Origin of the sequence: Rahnella sp. Larv3_ips (assembly GCF_003697865.1) — a bacterium.
Classification (GTDB): Bacteria; Pseudomonadota; Gammaproteobacteria; order Enterobacterales; family Enterobacteriaceae; genus Rahnella; species Rahnella rivi.
In genome coordinates this window covers 1,040,636-1,056,335 of record NZ_MJIB01000004.1, presented here as the reverse complement: position 1 = coordinate 1,056,335, position 15,700 = coordinate 1,040,636, and the positions used below count along the sequence as shown (strand labels likewise).

At 57.6% G+C, this 15,700-nt stretch carries 15 protein-coding genes; 1 reads left to right on the top strand and 14 read right to left on the bottom strand.

The features are described from left to right. Positions 1–6: 6 nt before the first annotated feature. The 4 genes from ED901_RS07100 to ED901_RS25060 form a co-directional block, all read right to left on the bottom strand. Complete coding sequence (locus ED901_RS07100) at positions 7–1,623, bottom strand: efflux transporter outer membrane subunit (protein WP_122095435.1); 1,617 nt, start codon at positions 1,621–1,623, stop codon at positions 7–9. Beyond that, positions 1,607–3,175, bottom strand: a complete 1,569-nt coding sequence (locus ED901_RS07095; protein ID WP_122095434.1) for a DHA2 family efflux MFS transporter permease subunit — start codon at positions 3,173–3,175, stop codon at positions 1,607–1,609. Before ED901_RS07095 ends, ED901_RS07100 begins: the two co-directional genes overlap by 17 nt. Next, positions 3,172–4,353 carry an HlyD family secretion protein gene (locus ED901_RS07090; RefSeq protein ID WP_056780406.1) on the bottom strand — a complete coding sequence of 394 codons (1,182 nt, stop codon included), beginning with the start codon at positions 4,351–4,353 and terminating at the stop codon, positions 3,172–3,174. Before ED901_RS07090 ends, ED901_RS07095 begins: the two co-directional genes overlap by 4 nt. A 91-nt stretch (positions 4,354–4,444) precedes the next feature. Then, positions 4,445–4,618, bottom strand: coding sequence for a hypothetical protein (locus ED901_RS25060; RefSeq protein ID WP_156362042.1), 174 nt, complete (start codon positions 4,616–4,618; stop codon positions 4,445–4,447). Here ED901_RS25060 and ED901_RS07085 point away from each other — a divergent pair. Then, positions 4,617–5,528, top strand: a complete 912-nt coding sequence (locus tag ED901_RS07085) for a cation diffusion facilitator family transporter (protein WP_122095433.1) — start codon at positions 4,617–4,619, stop codon at positions 5,526–5,528. The two genes, ED901_RS25060 and ED901_RS07085, sit on opposite strands and share 2 nt — an antisense overlap. Positions 5,529–5,611: 83 nt before the next feature. On the opposite strand, the gene ED901_RS07080 is transcribed toward ED901_RS07085, so the two are convergent. The 10 genes from ED901_RS07080 to ED901_RS07035 form a co-directional block, all read right to left on the bottom strand. After that, a complete protein-coding gene (locus tag ED901_RS07080) occupies positions 5,612–5,758 on the bottom strand; it encodes a DUF2474 domain-containing protein (RefSeq protein ID WP_217204176.1) in 147 nt (48 codons plus the stop codon). A 38-nt stretch (positions 5,759–5,796) separates the two neighbouring features. Next, a complete protein-coding gene (gene cydB, locus ED901_RS07075; RefSeq protein ID WP_122095432.1) occupies positions 5,797–6,804 on the bottom strand; it encodes a cytochrome d ubiquinol oxidase subunit II in 1,008 nt (335 codons plus the stop codon). 1 nt (position 6,805) lies between these two features. After that, a complete protein-coding gene (locus ED901_RS07070) occupies positions 6,806–8,230 on the bottom strand; it encodes a cytochrome ubiquinol oxidase subunit I (protein ID WP_122095431.1) in 1,425 nt (474 codons plus the stop codon). A 915-nt stretch (positions 8,231–9,145) separates the two neighbouring features. Further along, entirely contained in the window at positions 9,146–10,237 is a 1,092-nt protein-coding gene (locus ED901_RS07065; RefSeq protein WP_122095430.1) for an iron-containing alcohol dehydrogenase family protein, read from the bottom strand. A gap of 64 nt (positions 10,238–10,301) precedes the next feature. Beyond that, a complete protein-coding gene (locus ED901_RS07060) occupies positions 10,302–11,156 on the bottom strand; it encodes a MurR/RpiR family transcriptional regulator (RefSeq protein ID WP_122095429.1) in 855 nt (284 codons plus the stop codon). Positions 11,157–11,159: 3 nt separating this feature from the next. Beyond that, a complete protein-coding gene (locus ED901_RS07055; protein ID WP_122095428.1) occupies positions 11,160–12,479 on the bottom strand; it encodes an MFS transporter in 1,320 nt (439 codons plus the stop codon). 207 nt (positions 12,480–12,686) lie between these two features. After that, complete coding sequence (locus ED901_RS07050; protein WP_056780385.1) at positions 12,687–13,025, bottom strand: hypothetical protein; 339 nt, start codon at positions 13,023–13,025, stop codon at positions 12,687–12,689. Positions 13,026–13,141: 116 nt separating this feature from the next. Beyond that, complete coding sequence (gene fhuF, locus ED901_RS07045) at positions 13,142–13,903, bottom strand: siderophore-iron reductase FhuF (RefSeq protein ID WP_122095427.1); 762 nt, start codon at positions 13,901–13,903, stop codon at positions 13,142–13,144. Positions 13,904–14,058: 155 nt separating this feature from the next. Next, entirely contained in the window at positions 14,059–14,709 is a 651-nt protein-coding gene (gene narL / locus ED901_RS07040) for a two-component system response regulator NarL (protein ID WP_056780379.1), read from the bottom strand. Next, a partial coding sequence (locus tag ED901_RS07035) for a histidine kinase (RefSeq protein WP_240993882.1) occupies positions 14,706–15,700 on the bottom strand: 995 nt, incomplete at its 5' end. The genes narL and ED901_RS07035, both read right to left, overlap by 4 nt.

Here is a 15,700-nt window from a genome sequence, read left to right as displayed (position 1 = left end):
CTGCGGTTATTCCCCGGCGGTCGTTTTTACTTTTACGTCCGGCGTAGCAGCCGGGCCAAATACCGTGTAGGTCGGTAATTCCACATTCTGATACGGTTCCCAGCCGCCGCCCAGCGCTTTATACAATGAAACCAGATCGGTGCTGGTTTTCACTCTGGCTTCGGCAGATTGCTGGTGCGCCTGTGCCAGCTGGCGCTGGGCATCCAGCACGTTGATAAAGGTGGACAGCCCCTGACGATAGCTGTCGCTCGCCAGATCAAACGCGGTCTGCAAGGCTTCGGTCGTCTGATCCAGCCCGCTGACCTGATCCTGATCGGTGCGGTAGTTGACCAGCGCGTTATCCACATCCTGAAGCGCTGTCAGCACCGTCTGGCGATAATTGAGCGCCGCATTGGCCTGTTGCGCGCGGGAAAGGTGCACCCTCGACACCAGCCGACCGCCCTGGAAAATGGGCACGGTGACCGACGGGCCGATGGAGTAAAAGTGGCTGCTCCAGTTGTCGAGATAACTGGCATCGGTGTTGCGCATCCCGAACTGGCCGGTAAGCGAGATGCTCGGGAACAGTTGCGCGACGGACACGCCGATATTGGCGGTGGCGGCATGGAGATCGGCTTCGGCTTTGCGCACGTCAGGACGTCGACGGGCAAGCTGCGACGGCACGCCCACCGGCACGGCGGCGGGCAGGGCGGGCATCGGTTTGACGGCGGCCAGTTCGTTATCCAGCGAGCCCGGCGTCTGACCGAGTAACACCGCCAGGCCGTTCATCGCCTGACGTTCTTGTGCCTGATACTGCGGCAACTGGGCGCGCAGGGAACCTAACTGCGCACGGGCATTTTCCACATCCAGCTGCGGCGACAGCCCGTTTTGCTGCCGGTTCTGCGTCAGGCTCAGCGTCTGCAGGGCGACGTCGATTTGTGTCTGAATCGATGCCGTGATGCTTTGAGCACCGCGCAGTTGCAGATAAGCACGCGCGACTTCGGCTTCCAGCGACACTAACGCATCGTTGCGCTGTTCGACGGAAGACTGGGTCTGGGCGTTGGCGGCTTCCACCTGACGGCGCGTGCCGCCAAACAAATCCAGCTCCCAGCTGGCATCGAAGCTGCCCTGATACAAATCCACCGGGCGCGTGGCGGTGTCGATGGCGCCGGAGGCCTGCGGGCTGAGATCGTTTAACTGATCAGACGCACCGCTCGATTCCAGGATCCCTTTCAGGCCGAGCTGCTGACGGGTCACTTTCGCGTTGCCCTGTACGGACGGCAGCCAGGCGCCCTGAGCCTGTTTCACCTGTTCGCGCGCACCGGCAATGCGCAGCACTGCCTGCTGCAAGGAGATATTGCCGGCGATGGCACGGGTGACCAGGCTGTCGAGCTGGGGATCGTTAAAGGCTTTCCACCATAACGGATTCGGCTCCGAAGGCAGGGCAATCGACGCCCCGTCTTTGTCTTTCGGCGGGGTCATATCGTTGAATGCCCCCGGCGTGGCCGTCTGAGGTTTCTGATAGTCAGGGCCGACGGAGCAGGCGGCTAATACCAGCGTTAAGGTCGAGAGTGTCAGAAAACGGACACCGGAATGCTGATGACCCGGCGTAGAGCTTATCTTTTTCAACTTAATGTGCTCCGGCATTACCTTCGCTCTTCACAGGCGAAAGCAGGAAACAAAATGGAATCAAAATAACGGCGACGATGGCGCAATAGCCGAACACATCGATGTAAGCCAGAATGCGCGATTGCGACACCATCTCCTGATACATCCGCGCGGTGGCAAGCTGCATCGGGTCGCCCAGAACGTGGGCGAAATCACGGATGGCGGCGGCGCTTTTGGTCACGGCCTGATTAAACTGTTCGTTGAGCGGCGACATGTTGTGCACCATATGCGCGCTGTGCGCTTGCGTTCGCTCGGTCACCCCGGCGGTCGCCAGAGAAATCCCGATCGAGCCGGCCACGTTACGGAACATGGTAAACAGCGCAGCGGCATCGGCGTTCATGCGTTGCGGAATGGTAATAAACGCGATAGTGGTGAGCGGCACAAACAGGAACCCGAGGCCGATCGACTGCGCGCTGCGGAACATCACCAGCGTTTCGAAATCAACGTTTGGCGTCAGCCTTGCCGAAAAGAGGAAAGACGCGGCCAGCAGGAAGAAGCCGAAAGCGATAATGTAACGCGTCTGGATAATCGGCATCAGCTTGAGCACCAGCGGAATCGACAGCACGATCAGTATCGCACCGGGCGACATCACCAGCCCGGAGAGCGTGGCGGTGTAACCCAGTTGCTGCTGCGCCAGTTGCGGGATAACCACCGAGCTGCCGTACAGAATCATCGCCATACCGGCCATCAGCAGGCCCGCCACCGCGAAGTTTTTGTCCTTCAGGCAGCGTAAATCCACCACCGGTTTTTTCGCGTACAGCAGCCAGTAAATCGCCCCGACAATGCCGGTTGCCGCCAGCACCGCGAAGGTGACGATAAAGCCGGATTTGAACCAGTCGTCATCTTCACCGCGGTCCATCATCACCTGCAAACAGCCCAGCCCCAGCGCGATAAGCCCGATACCGATGTAATCAATACTCAGTTTGCCTTTGGCTTTACGCTCCCACGGCGGATCTTCCAGCAGCTGATAAATCGCCAGCAGGGCAATGATCCCGACAGGGATGTTGATCAAAAACACCCAGCGCCAGCTGAAATGGTCCGTGATGTAGCCGCCAAGCGTCGGGCCGATGACCGGTGCCACGATGATGGCAATGGACGACAGGCCAAAGGCTTTGCCGCGATCGGCAGGTTTGAAGTAATCGAGCAGCACCGACTGCTGAATCGGCTGTAAACCCCCGCCGAAAAAGCCCTGCAGGATGCGGAACAGAATCATCTGCCACAGTTCGGTGGCGATACCGCACAGGAAAGAACAGACGGTGAACATGCCGATACAGATCAGGAAGTAAGTTTTACGTCCCATCACGCGGCTGAGGAAGGCGGAAATCGGCAGCACTATGCCGTTGGCGACCAGATACGAGGTCAGCACCCAGGTGGATTCGTCGTAGCTGGAAGAGAGCGAGCCGGCGACGTGCGGCAGCGCCACGTTGACGATCGTGGTGTCCAGAATTTCCATGAACACCGCGATGGTGACAACGGCAGCAACCGCCCAGGGATTGGCCTTGGGTTTCCAGTAACTGCGGTCTTCGTTCATTCTACGGTCACCGTCGGCTCAACCGACAGGCCGAGCGGCAGAGGTTGTTTCGGATCCAGACCGCTGTCGATCACGATCTTGACCGGAACGCGTTGCACGATTTTCACGTAGTTACCGGTGGCGTTTTCTGCCGGGAAAGCGGAGAAGCGTGAACCGGTGCCTTGCTGAACGCTGTCCACATGGCCCTGCAATTTGATATCAGGATAAGCATCCACGGTGATCTCAACTTTGTTACCCGGACGCATCCGTTCAAGCTGAGATTCTTTAAAGTTGGCAGCGATCCAGATGTCTTTCGACACCACGGAGAACAGCGAAGAACCGGCCTGCACCAGCGTGCCGATCTGCACGTTACGCTTGGTCACATAGCCGTCAAACGGCGCGCGAACCTGCGCATAAGACAGATTCAGCGTGGCGCTTTCCAGCTGGGCTTTCGCCTGTTCAACCTGCTGCTGACGGGCTTCTACGTTGGTTTGGGCCTGACGAATTTGCAGCTGAACCTGTGCCGCCACCTGAACCTGCGCTTTGGCATTTTCTAAATCGGCCGCGGCGGAGCGAACCTGCGCGCTGGAAGAGTCGATGTTTTGTTGCGTCGTGGCGCGGGGATCCACACCACGCTGACGGCGGAAATCGGCGGTGGCATTCATCAGGCTGGCTTCGGCGCGGGTTTGCTGCGCTTTTGCCTGGGCAAGCTGCGCCGGATACTGCACTTTCGCCAGATCAAACTGCACCTGCGCCTGATGCAACTGAGCCACGGCCAGCCCGAGCTGCGCCTGTGCCTGATCGCGTTGCGCGGTGGCGTCACGCGGATCGATTTCGACCAGCAAATCGCCTTTTTTAACGAACTGGTTATCTTTCACTGACAGGCTGGTGACGTAACCGGCAATTTTCGGCGCAATGGTCACCGCATCGCCTTCGATAAAGGCGTCATCTGTGTTGACCTGATCTTTGGTCATCAGCCACCAGATCAGGGCGACCACCACCATCACAACCACCACAATACCCAGAATAATCAGAGGCTTCTTGCCGGGGCCTTTGCCTTTTTCGTCGGCGTCATCCTTGTCTTCTTTCTTATCTTCAGGATCCGGGCTGTGTCCTTCTCCCGATTTAATCTGGCTGGAATCAAGTTCTGTGTGTGCGTCATCCGACGCGGAAGGCTGTGGCTTGTTGTCGTTTGTCATAATGCTCTTCTGATTATCGGCGTTTGTGGCCGGAACAAAGAAATCTTGTTTTAACCTAGATTGTATTGATGTAAAAGCAAGTAAATATAAGTCAATAAACCTTAGTGAGGGCACGAAGATCCACACCATAGGGAAGCTCCGAAAACGGCAAAAAGATGTATAATGCTGGGCTGGTATTTGTATTTTTCAAATAAAGTTGATTATCTGCTTCAGGATATCCCTGTGATAAACGCCCAAAATGATCTGTCTTCGTGGGGTCAGCCATGAGCCGTCCTGCACCTTCTTATAAAGGCCTGACGCGCATTGCGTCACTGGTGTCGCTTTGCGTGGCGCTGGTGCTGGTCTGTGTGAAAGTCTGGGCATGGGCGGCCACCGGTTCGATTGCGCTGCTGACCTCGGCGGCTGACGGGCTGGTGGACGTGCTGGCTTCAATGGTGACGCTGATTGGTGTGCGCTACGCGCTGCGCCCGGCGGACAAAGGCCACCGCTATGGTCACGGCAAGGCCGAAGCCGTGGCGGCGTTTGTACAGGCACTGTTGCTGGGGGCGGCAGGGCTGGTGCTCGGCGGTGAATCCATCGGGCGCATTATCAATCCGCAACCCCTGGCGCAGCTCGGTCTGGGTATCTGGGTCATTATTGGCAGCTCGCTCGCCGCTACCGGCCTGGTGCTGATGCAGACCTATGTGGTGAAACGTACCGGTTCAACGGCCATTGCCGCAGACCGCGCGCATTACGTCACTGACGTGGCGGTGAATATCGCGGTGCTGGTGGCGTTGATTCTCGAACGTCATCTCGGCTGGACCCGTTCCGACTCTATCGGCGCGCTGTTGATTTCCTTCTATATGATCTGGAACGCACGCGGCATGGCGGCGGATGCTCTCAAGCAACTGCTGGATCGTGAACTGGATATGATCGACCGCAAGCGGGTGAAAGCCGCCGTGCTGAGCGTCGAAGGCGTGCGCGGTGTGCACGATATCCGCACCCGTAATGGCGGGGACCGCGTGTTCGTGGAGTTTCATCTCGAAGTGGACGGCAATCTGACCGTCGATGTCGGTCATGAAATCGGTGATGCGGCGGAAATGGCGGTGAGTCTGCTGTTTAAATCTGCTGACGTGACCGCGCACCTTGAACCTGACGGCATTGATGATGACCGGCTCGACAATCTGCTGCTCTGATCGCTAATGAAAAACCTCCGCCAGCCATGACGGAGGTTTTTTTCTTTCTCACTGGCAGACATGTGCTGTTCTGCCAGCTTTTCCTAGTGTGTGCGCATTCCCGCTGCGGCCATCAGCAGCTTAAACACTGACGCGACGGCAAACAGTGCCAACACGCTGCCCAGCCAGATCATCGCCATCCAGCCGATGCGTTTCCAGAACGGCTGCCTGATGACGGTGTCATCGTCCATTTCTCTGATCAGTTTCTTCATCATTCACCTCGTCAGCCTCAATGGTAGCCCTGTTCCGGCGTCACTTTCCCGCGGAAAACGTAGTAGCTCCAGAAGGTGTAAACCAGAATCACAGGGATGATAAACAGCGCGCCCACCAGCATAAAGCCCTGGCTTTGCGGCGGGGACGACGCCTCCCAGATCGACACAGACGGCGGAATAATATTCGGCCAGATACTGATGCCCAGACCGGTATAGCCGAGGAACACCAGCGCCAGCGTCAGCAGGAACGGCGCATGGTGTGCCCGACGTTGCACCGCCCGCAGCATCCATGCCGACACCAGCACCACCAGCACCGGAACGGGCAGGAACCAGAACAGATTTGGCCGCGTGAACCAGCGGTCGGCGATATCACCGTGGGTGAGCGGCGTCCAGATACTGATCACCGCCAGCACGGCCAGCAGGGTGAACAGCAGCGGCCTGACGCGGCTGTGCATGTTGTCCTGCAAGTGTCCTTCGGTTTTCATAATCAGCCAGGTGCAGCCGAGCAGGGCGTAAGCCACGACCAGACCCACCCCGCAAAACAGGTTGAACGGCGTCAGCCAGTCCAGCGCGCCACCCGCATACGCCCGGTTCACCACCGGAATGCCACTTATCACTGCGCCCAGCACCACGCCCTGACAGAACGTCGCCAGCACCGAACCGCCGATAAAGGATTTATCCCACACATGGCGTTTCTGCGCGCTGGCTTTGAAGCGAAACTCAAAGGCCACGCCGCGAAAAATCAGGCCAAACAGCATTAACGTCAGCGGGATCGCCAGCGCATCGAGGATCACCGAATACGCCAGCGGAAACGCACCGAACAGCCCTGCGCCGCCGAGCACCAGCCAGGTTTCGTTGCCGTCCCAGACCGGGGCGACGGTGTTCATCATCACATCGCGTTCATGCTCTTCTTTCACCAGCGGAAACAGCAGGCCGATCCCCAGATCAAAACCGTCCATTACCACGTACATCATCACGCCAAAGACGATGATCAAAAACCAAATCAGCGGAAGATCGATACCCATGTCAGACTCCTTTACCTTCGTCTTCGAGTGGTTCTTTGATGGCCGACAGCGGACGCGCCGGTGTGCGATGTTGCCCCGGACCGCCGTGTTCGCTGCTTTGTCCTTCGTGCGGCTGCGGCCCTTTGCGGATGAGCTTCATCATGTAGAGATAGCCCACGCCAAACACCGACGAATAAATCACCACAAACAGCAGCAGGCTGATGCTCATCTGCATCGCCCCGTGGCTGGAGACGGCATCTTTAGTGCGCAGCAGGCCATACACCACCCACGGCTGCCGCCCGATTTCCGTGGTAAACCACCCCGCCAGCAGGGCAATCAGCCCGGAAGGGCCCATCCATAAGGCAAAGCGCAGGAACGCTTTGTTCTCATACAGATTGCCGCGCCAGCGCAGCACCAGACTCCACAGACCGAGCACAATCATCAGCATCCCCAGACCGGCCATGATGCGGAAGGTGTAGAAAATGATGGTCGAATTCGGGCGATCCTCTTTCGGAAAAGATTTCAGTGCCGGAATTTGCTCGGACAGACTGTGCGTGAGGATCAGGCTGCCCAGATAGGGGATTTCGAGGGCGTAACGGGTTTCCTCGCGTTGCATGTCAGGGTAACCAAACAGGATAAGCGGCGTCGGCTCGCTGTTTTTGTTCTCCCAGTGGCCTTCAATGGCGGCGATTTTAGCGGGCTGATATTTCAGGGTATTCAGGCCGTGCGCATCACCGAGAAAGGCCTGAATGGGCGAGACGATCAGCGCCATCCACATCGCCATCGACAGCATGGTGCGCATCGCGGGCGTGTTGCGGCCTTTCAGCAGATGCCAGGCGGCAGACGCGCCCACAAAGAACGCCGAAGACAGGAACGCGGCGGTGGTCATATGCAGCAGGCGGTAAGGGAATGACGGATTGAAAATCACTTTAAACCAGTCGACCGGGATCACCTGGTTATTGACGATTTCATACCCTTGCGGCGTGTGCATCCAGCTGTTGGAGGCCAGGATCCAGAACGTGGACATCAGCGTACCGAGCGCCACCATACAGGTCGCGAAAAAGTGCAGGCCGGGGCCGACTCTGTTCCAGCCGAACAGCATGACGCCAAGAAAACCGGCTTCGAGGAAGAAGGCGGTCAGGACTTCATAAGTGAGCAACGGGCCGGTAATGCTCCCGGCGAACGAGGAGAAAAAGCTCCAGTTTGTGCCGAACTGGTAAGCCATCACCAGCCCGGACACCACGCCCATCCCGAAGTTAACGGCAAAAATTTTCGACCAGAAATGGTAAAGGTCGCGGTATTCCTCTTTCTTTGTTTTCAGCCACATGCCCTCAAGCACCGCCAGAAAACTGGCAAGCCCGATGGTGATAGCCGGAAAAATAATGTGGAAGGAAACGGTGAAAGCGAACTGTATACGTGCCAGCTCCAGGGCATCCAGACCAAACATAGAACCTCTTTTTTTGCAGGTGATCCCTTTAACCAAGGATAGGTGGTAGAACCACATTGGTTAAAATTTATTCAAATTGTGGCGTTTCATGGTTTCATGGTTTCATGAGGGAAGGGATTGAAACACGGGGAGGGGGTGTATAACAGATACAGTTTGGTGATGGATGTGTATAACAGTTTTGGGGGATTTGAGTTTAAGGTCAAGTTCAAGGTCAACACCGTGGGCGTCGGCCCACACCGACTTGGGGGGCGGCCTATCGCCGCCGCCCCCCAAGACCCCCCGGGCTCTTGAACTGCGCGCTGTCGCTGGCAGGCTATATTCCAGCGGCTACGGCTATTGCCGCAAAATCCCGCCGCTTCGCGGTGCCCTCCAGTCGGGTTACAACCCGCGCAAAAACACGCGCGGTTTTCCACCGCTCCCTCCGGCGTGATTTTTGAGCGCGGCCAATGGCTATTTCCTTCAAAAGTTTATTTAGACTTAAGTTTATGAATTAAAAAGTCGAAAACGGTGCCTCTCCCTCCGGCGTGATTTTTGAGCGCGGCCAATGGCATTTTAAAGTCAAAGGAAATCAGTTTGGTTTTGCTTTACTTTTCTCATCCCACTTCGCAGGTGGAGGGTAAAAAACTCTGTTTTACATAGCCTCTGGCCGCGCTCAAAACGACGTCGAATGAACGGTGAGAAACCGCGAGGGTGTTTTTCCGAGCGGGTCCGAACCTGAAATGAGAGGACCGCGCAGCGGCGGCGTTTGCGGCAATAGGAGGAGTTTCTGAAACATAGCCCGCGAGCGGTAGCGCGCAGTGAAAGAGCCTGGGATTCTTAAGGGGGGCGGCGATAAGCCCCCCTTAAGGCCCGTTTGGGCGGCGAGCCCAAGGTTTTGACCTTGAAGTATTCGCAGATCTCCCTGAAACACCCTGATTAGCTCCCCCCTGACAAGGATATCAACTCTATTCTCTCAATTGCCCCGCGAACCCCCCCAAACGTGATCTCCCCCGGCATGTTCCCCATATCCGGTGTACTCAGGCTTCTGTCAATAATCACCGCCAGATCTTCCTCTGTGATGCCCTCGGCGAGCTGAGAAAGCTGCGTCGGCACCGCACTGGCACGCGCGAGGGCGATGGCGGTCAGTAATTCTTCGTCGCTGCGGCCTTCGAGCGCCAGCAGGCACAGATTACCGTAACCGACCAGCAGGCCGTGGGCGACGTGGCGGGTTTTGGCGCAGGCGGTGAACCCCTCGTATAAGGCATGTGCTGCGCCGGTATGGGCGCCGTTACTCATCACCGAGGTCAGCCCGGCGTAAAGGAAAATTGCGTCGAGGACCTGCTCGAGGGCGTTGTTGGCTTTACCTTCCTGCACCGCGAAACAGGCATCGGCGGCGAAATGTTCGATCAGGGTATAACAGAGCTCACTGTTGGTTCGCGCAACGCCCGCCAGGCCGGTGAGCTGACTGAGATCGCTGATGGCGCGGTACTCATACCACTTTGCCAGCGTGTCGCCGATGCCTGCCGAAAGCCAGTGCAGCGGCGAGGTGGCGAGAAGATCGGCGTCAATCACCACCGCCGCCGGGCCGCAGGAGAGGGGGAACATATCGCGGAACTGACCGTCTTCGTGGTAGCGAAAGGTCAGTGAGGTGACGGCAGAACAGGTGCCTGCAATGCTCGGCAGTGTCACCACGGGAATGTTGCAGGCGACGCCCGCGGCTTTGGCGGTGTCGATGACTTTGCCGCCGCCGGTGGCAATAATCACCTCGACGCCCTGCGTGCGGAAGATGTCGGCCAGGCGGTTGATTTCCTGCTGGCAACATTCGCCGCTGAACACTTCGCTGCCAAGATAGCTCACCATCTGCTGTTCGAGCTGATCGGCGACTTTTGCCTCGACGCTGGCAATGGCGCGTTTACCGCCCACCAGCATGGCGCGCTGGCCTAAACGTCCGCACATCGCGCCAAGATGTTTAATCGCCCCGCGCCCGCGCAGCACACTGGCAGGAAATACCAAACGATGGGTGAACATAGTTGCCCTCATAAAACGTCGTGTTTTAAGAAGTATAGAAGGCGCGTTCCGGATCGCAGTAAATTCAGCGGCGGCGCTGGCGGACGGCGTCGTGGGTTTTACGCAGCGCATCGCGCGCACCCGGCAGACGCTGGGCGATACCGATATAAAGACAGTCGATGATCAGTAACTGACTGGTGCGGCTGGCCATCGCGGCGGCGCGAAAACCCAGTTCGCGACCGCTGGTCAGCAGCACGACGTCGGCTTTGCGGGCGAGGGGGGAACGCCCGCCAGCGGTGATAGATAACGTCATCGCGCCGCTGCTTTTGGCCTGCATCAGCGCGTCCAGCACGCCGGTGGTTTCTCCGGAGTGGGAAATCGCCAGCGCCACATCGGCGGCGGTTAACTGGCAGGCGCTGACCAGACTTTCATCAGTACTGCCGTAGGTCTGAGCGATGACGCCAATACGGCGCAGTTTCTGGCAAAAATCCTGTGCCACCAGCGCGGAGGCACCGGCTCCGTAAACGTCGATACGCCGCGCCTGCGACAGCACGCTGACGGCCTGTTCGAGGGTGTCGCCGCTGAGCAGTTGCGCGGTAGCGCTCGCGCCTTCCACTTCAAACGCCAGCAGTTTATGCAGGATCTGTTTCGGCGTGTCGCCCTCGCCGATGTCGGCCACCAGCGGTTCTCCCGCCGGGGCATTGCGCGGCAGTTCAGCGGCTAACGCCAGCCGCAGCGCCGGATAGCCTTCGAAGCCTAAACGACGACTGGCGCGCACCACGGTCGCGGTGCTGGTGGCGGCGCGCTTTGCCAGTTCCGCCACGCCGAGCTGCGCCACGCCGGGCGGATCGCTGATGATCAGGGTAATCACCCGCTGTTCTGCCTGCGAAAAACTGCCCTGCAACGCCTCCAGCCGCGACTGCAAATTCATTCCTTTCATCGGCTATTTTTCCAGTTCGCGCAGGTGGTCATCTTTGCGCAAGGTCATCAGCGCAAACAGACTGACGATACAGGTGGCTACCACGTAGTACGCCGGAATATCCAGATTGCCGGTTTCTTTAATAAGACCGGTGATGATAAGCCCCGCACAGCCCGAAAATACCGCATTCGACAGCGAATACGACAGACCAAGGCCGGTGTAGCGCACGCGGGTCGGGAACATTTCCGCCAGCATAGCCGGACCGGGGCCGGCGATCATGCCGATGGTGGCACCGGCGATCAGCACCGCAATGCCTTTCGCCAGCAGGCTGCTCTCAGGGTTTTGCAGCAAATGCAGCAGCGGGAAGCTGAGAATAATCACCGCCAGCACGGCGGCCATCATGACTTTTTTACGGCCAATTTTATCGCTCAGCCAGCCGGAAGGAAGAATGGCAATGGCGAAACCGACGTTCGCCAGCACGGTGGCAACCAGTGCCTGTAAGAACGTGGCGTGCAGCGAGGTTTGCAGATAAGAAGGCATCACCACCAGGAACGTATAACCGCCCGCTGACCAGCCCATCATACGGCCAATACCCAGGGCGATGGCTTTCGCGGTGGCAATGGCGGAAGCTTTTTCCGCCGCCGTCTGCCGGGTTTTGACATCCGGTTTTTTACTGGCGACAAAGCTTGGTGTTTCATCGAGTTTCAGACGCAGCCACAGCGCCACCAGCCCCATCGGCAGGGCCAGCAGGAACGGAATACGCCAGCCCCAGTCTTTCATCTGCGCTTCCGGCAGTGTCTGCACCAGAATCGCTACCAGCCCGACGCCGGTCAGTAAACCCAGTGACACGGTGAACGACTGCCATGCACCGTAAATCCCGCGCTTGCCCTTCGGTGCGAACTCGGTCATCAGCGAAACCGCGCCGCCAAATTCTCCCCCGGCAAACAGCCCCTGGAACATGCGCATCAGCGTCAGCAACAGCGGTGCCGCCACGCCGATCTGCGCGTAAGTGGGCAGCAGGCCAATGATGGCGGTGGCGACGGTCATCAGCAGCACGACGGCGATAAGCGTAGGTTTACGGCCAATGCGGTCGCCGATGCGGCCAAAAATGATCGCGCCTATCGGACGGCAGAAAAATGCCAGGGCGAAAGAGGCGTAGGTGAGCAATAACCCGGTGAGCCCGCTCTGGCCCTCGAGGGTGAAGAAGTTACCGGCGATCAGCGTCGCCAGATACCCGTAAACACCGAATTCGTACCATTCGATAAAGTTGCCGACCGAACCGGCGACGAGTGCACGACGGGACTGGCTGGCGCTGGTTACAGCAGGGGAAGTCTGGCTGGTCATCAAAAACCTCAGATCGTTATCAGAATGGAATGTAAATAATTTTCTAAATTCAGGTGATCATTATGTCAATATTTTTCAGGAACTGAGCAAAATAAAAGCGAAATCTGTGGAGTTGAACAGAATTTAAAGAGGAATGACGAGGCGAAACAAAACAGGCGATGCCCGTGAGCATCGCCTGTTAGCGGAAAAAGGAGAGGGTGAAAAGGTTCAGAGCGTGTGGATGTCGATCCCGTCGCCGATGTTACTTTTCTGGTAATACGCGCGCGGTACTTCAACCTGATACTGTTTGTCGGCGTAAGCGACTTCCAGAATGAAGCGCTCGTTTTCATACGATTCCACCGGGATAAACCCGAAGAATCCTTCCGCCACGCTGATGGTGCGCGAGGACGGCACGGCATAACGGTGAACAATCCTTGCTCTGAGCGGCTGCTGAGTGCCAGTTAACATATTCCATACGCGGTTAACGGGTTGCGACAGCGTGGCAAGCACGTCTGAGGCCAGCGAGTTGAGGGCGGAGGGCCAGCTCTCAGGTTTTTTCATAGTCATGATAAATACCTCGTTGGTCTATATAACCTAATTCTTATAATTATCTGTGGCTAAGATCCAATGATTTTTTAGACTTAACTATGTCAATTTTTGTAAGTGGCTGGCGGGTCACGAAATTACTCCGCCAGCGTTTTGCGTCTTTTGCCAGATTTACGTTCTGCTAGCAATAACGGGCAGGAAGGGCACATCGCATGGTCAGCCAGATCGTACCGCAGACAGCACTGTTTGCGGTATTGCGGGCTGTCCGGGTCGGCCGGATTTTCGGCACGCATCGGCTGAAACAGCGGGTTTTTACCGCCATAGCGCAGCTCGCGGGATTCCATCAGCGCCATGCCGTCGGCGATATCTGCGTTCACCAGCTCGGCCTGTTTTACGCCCCAGCCAACGCGGATGGCGGCGTTACTCCAGTAGATACCTGGCTTGAGGCCGGAGAATTCTGCCAGCGCTTCACACACCGGGCGTAAATGCTGCTCGATCATCACATCGAAACGCGCCATCGGTTCAGAAGAGGTCAGCGCTTCGCCTTCGCCATCGAGATAAATCTGCGCGGGTAACCCTTCTTCCTGCATACACAGGTAGACGTTTTCGGCGGCGATCGGCAACTGCCAGCCGTGACGCAGCGAGACGATCACCCAGCTTGGCAGCAGGGTGGCGAAATACCACTGTGACCACATCGAAATCCGCGCGCGGCGTGTGTCGCACTTCGAGGCGTCAGCAGAATTGGCATCCAGATAGCGTTTAAGCATGCTGGCACAGCCTTCCGGGGTGGTGAGATGCGTCACAGGCACCGCGTTGGTGACCAGCGGCGTCAGCGGTTTAAAGGTGTCCGCCACCCAACTGACGGGCGTATCACGGAAACTGTCGAGAAATCTTTGCATTGTCGGGGGCGAATAGGATTCGGCGCTATAAATCATGCGGACAGAGTAGCGAAAATTAAAGCGGAATAGTAATGATTTCGATTTAGATTGCGATGCGGCAGGCAAATCCGATCAGCAGCGGGGCGACATCGCCGTGCCCCGCATAATAGACCGTCTTACAAGACGTTACTCTGCAACACCCACACGGCGGCTTCGACGCGTGATTTCAGTTTCATCTTTTTCAGCAGATGTTTGACGTGAACTTTCACCGTGCTTTCGGTGATGTTAAGACGGCGGGCGATCATCTTATTCGGCAGACCTTCGGCGATCAGTTTGATGATGTCGCGTTCGCGCGGTGTCAGGGACTGAATATCGCGGTCACCGCTCGGGCGGCTTTCCCGCAGGCTGGCTGCTAATACCGGCGTCAGCGCTTCGCTGAGCACCATTTTTCCAGCGGCGGCGTTATGCAGCGCGGCCAGTAAATCTTCCGGCTCCATGTCTTTAAGCAGATAGCCATCGGCGCCGCGTTTAAGTGCGGTCACCACGTCATCTTCATGATTGGAGACGCTGAAAACCACCACGCGGCCTGACAGCGAGGTCTGGCGCATTTTATCCAGCGTGTCCAGGCCGTTCATGCCGGGCATATTCAGATCCAGCAAAATCAGGTCCGGATCCAGCTGTTTTGCCAGTTCCACGCCTTGTTCGCCGTTGCTGGCTTCGCCGATCACTTTCAGGCTGGCGTCCAGCGCGATCAGCTGTTTGACGCCGTTGCGCAGCATAGGATGATCGTCAATCAGCAAAATAGTGGAGGGGGTGATGTCGTTCATACTTGCTCCTGGGGATTAATTGGCAGGGCTTCCGGGCGGAAACGCACGCGCACTTCAGTGCCGCCGTCCGGACGTCGGTCGAACCGACAGGTGCCATGTAAGGTGCTGGCGCGATCCTGCATGATGATCAGGCCATAATGATTTTGCCGTTCAGCGTTCGGTGAAATGCCCTGGCCGTTATCGCTAATGCGCAGGGTAATTTCCCCGTCATCGCAGTGCAGGGACACCGACACCTGCGTGGCGCGGGCGTGTTTATAAGCATTGTTCAGCGCTTCACGGGCGATGTGCAGCAGATGAATTCCCTGATTCGCCGGAACGGAACGCGGGGGGATCTGATAATCGAAACCGATGGTCAGCCCCATGCGGCGGGAGAATTCATCCACCGTGTGTTGCAGCGCCGCGCGCAGGCCGGGGGTATTGAGGGTCAGGCGGAACGTGGTCAGCAGCTCGCGCAGCTGGCGGTACGCGGTGCTCAGTTCATCGCGCATCTGCTGTAACAGGTTTTTATCCTCTTCCGAAAACGTGCTGGCGTGCATCTGCAAACAGGCGACCTGGATTTTCAGGCAGGAAAGTGACTGCGCCAGCGAATCGTGCAGCTCGCGGGCAATGGCCGAACGCTCTTCCATCAGCATCAGCTGCTGCTGATGTTCCGCCTGACGCGCGAGCATCAGGGTGCTGGTCAGCTGCTCCATCAGCATTTTGATCAGCTGTTGCTGATCGTCATCCAGATGCTCCCCCGGCGGCAACTGCGCCAGCAGAACGCCGTAATTGTCGCGCTCATCGCGCAGGCTCCAGCTCAGTGAATCCCCGTCCTCATCCGTCTGTTCACCGACTTTCGGGCTGACCGGCTGGCGCGGCGAGGCATTATTGAACTCATTGAACACCTCGGCGCTGTTGTTTTCGTACTGACGCAGCTGCACTCCCCGCAGCGGCGTGAGGGACTGCAATTCTTTCAGCACCGGCTGCATCCGCGCATCCAGCGGCTCGCTGG

Excerpts from the sequence above, each read along its gene's own strand:
- fhuF (WP_122095427.1), bottom strand. The coding sequence starts at position 13,903 with ATGCAAAGATTTCTCGACAGTTTCCGTGATACGCCCGTCAGTTGGGTG.
- ED901_RS07055 (WP_122095428.1), bottom strand. The coding sequence starts at position 12,479 with ATGACCAGCCAGACTTCCCCTGCTGTAACCAGCGCCAGCCAGTCCCGT.
- ED901_RS07070 (WP_122095431.1), bottom strand. The coding sequence starts at position 8,230 with ATGTTTGGTCTGGATGCCCTGGAGCTGGCACGTATACAGTTCGCTTTC.
- ED901_RS25060 (WP_156362042.1), bottom strand. The coding sequence starts at position 4,618 with ATGGCTGACCCCACGAAGACAGATCATTTTGGGCGTTTATCACAGGGA.
- narL (WP_056780379.1), bottom strand. The coding sequence starts at position 14,709 with ATGAACGACATCACCCCCTCCACTATTTTGCTGATTGACGATCATCCT.
- ED901_RS07050 (WP_056780385.1), bottom strand. The coding sequence starts at position 13,025 with ATGACTATGAAAAAACCTGAGAGCTGGCCCTCCGCCCTCAACTCGCTG.
- ED901_RS07085 (WP_122095433.1), top strand. The coding sequence starts at position 4,617 with ATGAGCCGTCCTGCACCTTCTTATAAAGGCCTGACGCGCATTGCGTCA.
- ED901_RS07065 (WP_122095430.1), bottom strand. The coding sequence starts at position 10,237 with ATGTTCACCCATCGTTTGGTATTTCCTGCCAGTGTGCTGCGCGGGCGC.
- ED901_RS07060 (WP_122095429.1), bottom strand. The coding sequence starts at position 11,156 with ATGAAAGGAATGAATTTGCAGTCGCGGCTGGAGGCGTTGCAGGGCAGT.
- cydB (WP_122095432.1), bottom strand. The coding sequence starts at position 6,804 with ATGGGTATCGATCTTCCGCTGATTTGGTTTTTGATCATCGTCTTTGGC.
- ED901_RS07090 (WP_056780406.1), bottom strand. The coding sequence starts at position 4,353 with ATGACAAACGACAACAAGCCACAGCCTTCCGCGTCGGATGACGCACAC.
- ED901_RS07095 (WP_122095434.1), bottom strand. The coding sequence starts at position 3,175 with ATGAACGAAGACCGCAGTTACTGGAAACCCAAGGCCAATCCCTGGGCG.
- ED901_RS07080 (WP_217204176.1), bottom strand. The coding sequence starts at position 5,758 with ATGGACGATGACACCGTCATCAGGCAGCCGTTCTGGAAACGCATCGGC.
- ED901_RS07100 (WP_122095435.1), bottom strand. The coding sequence starts at position 1,623 with ATGCCGGAGCACATTAAGTTGAAAAAGATAAGCTCTACGCCGGGTCAT.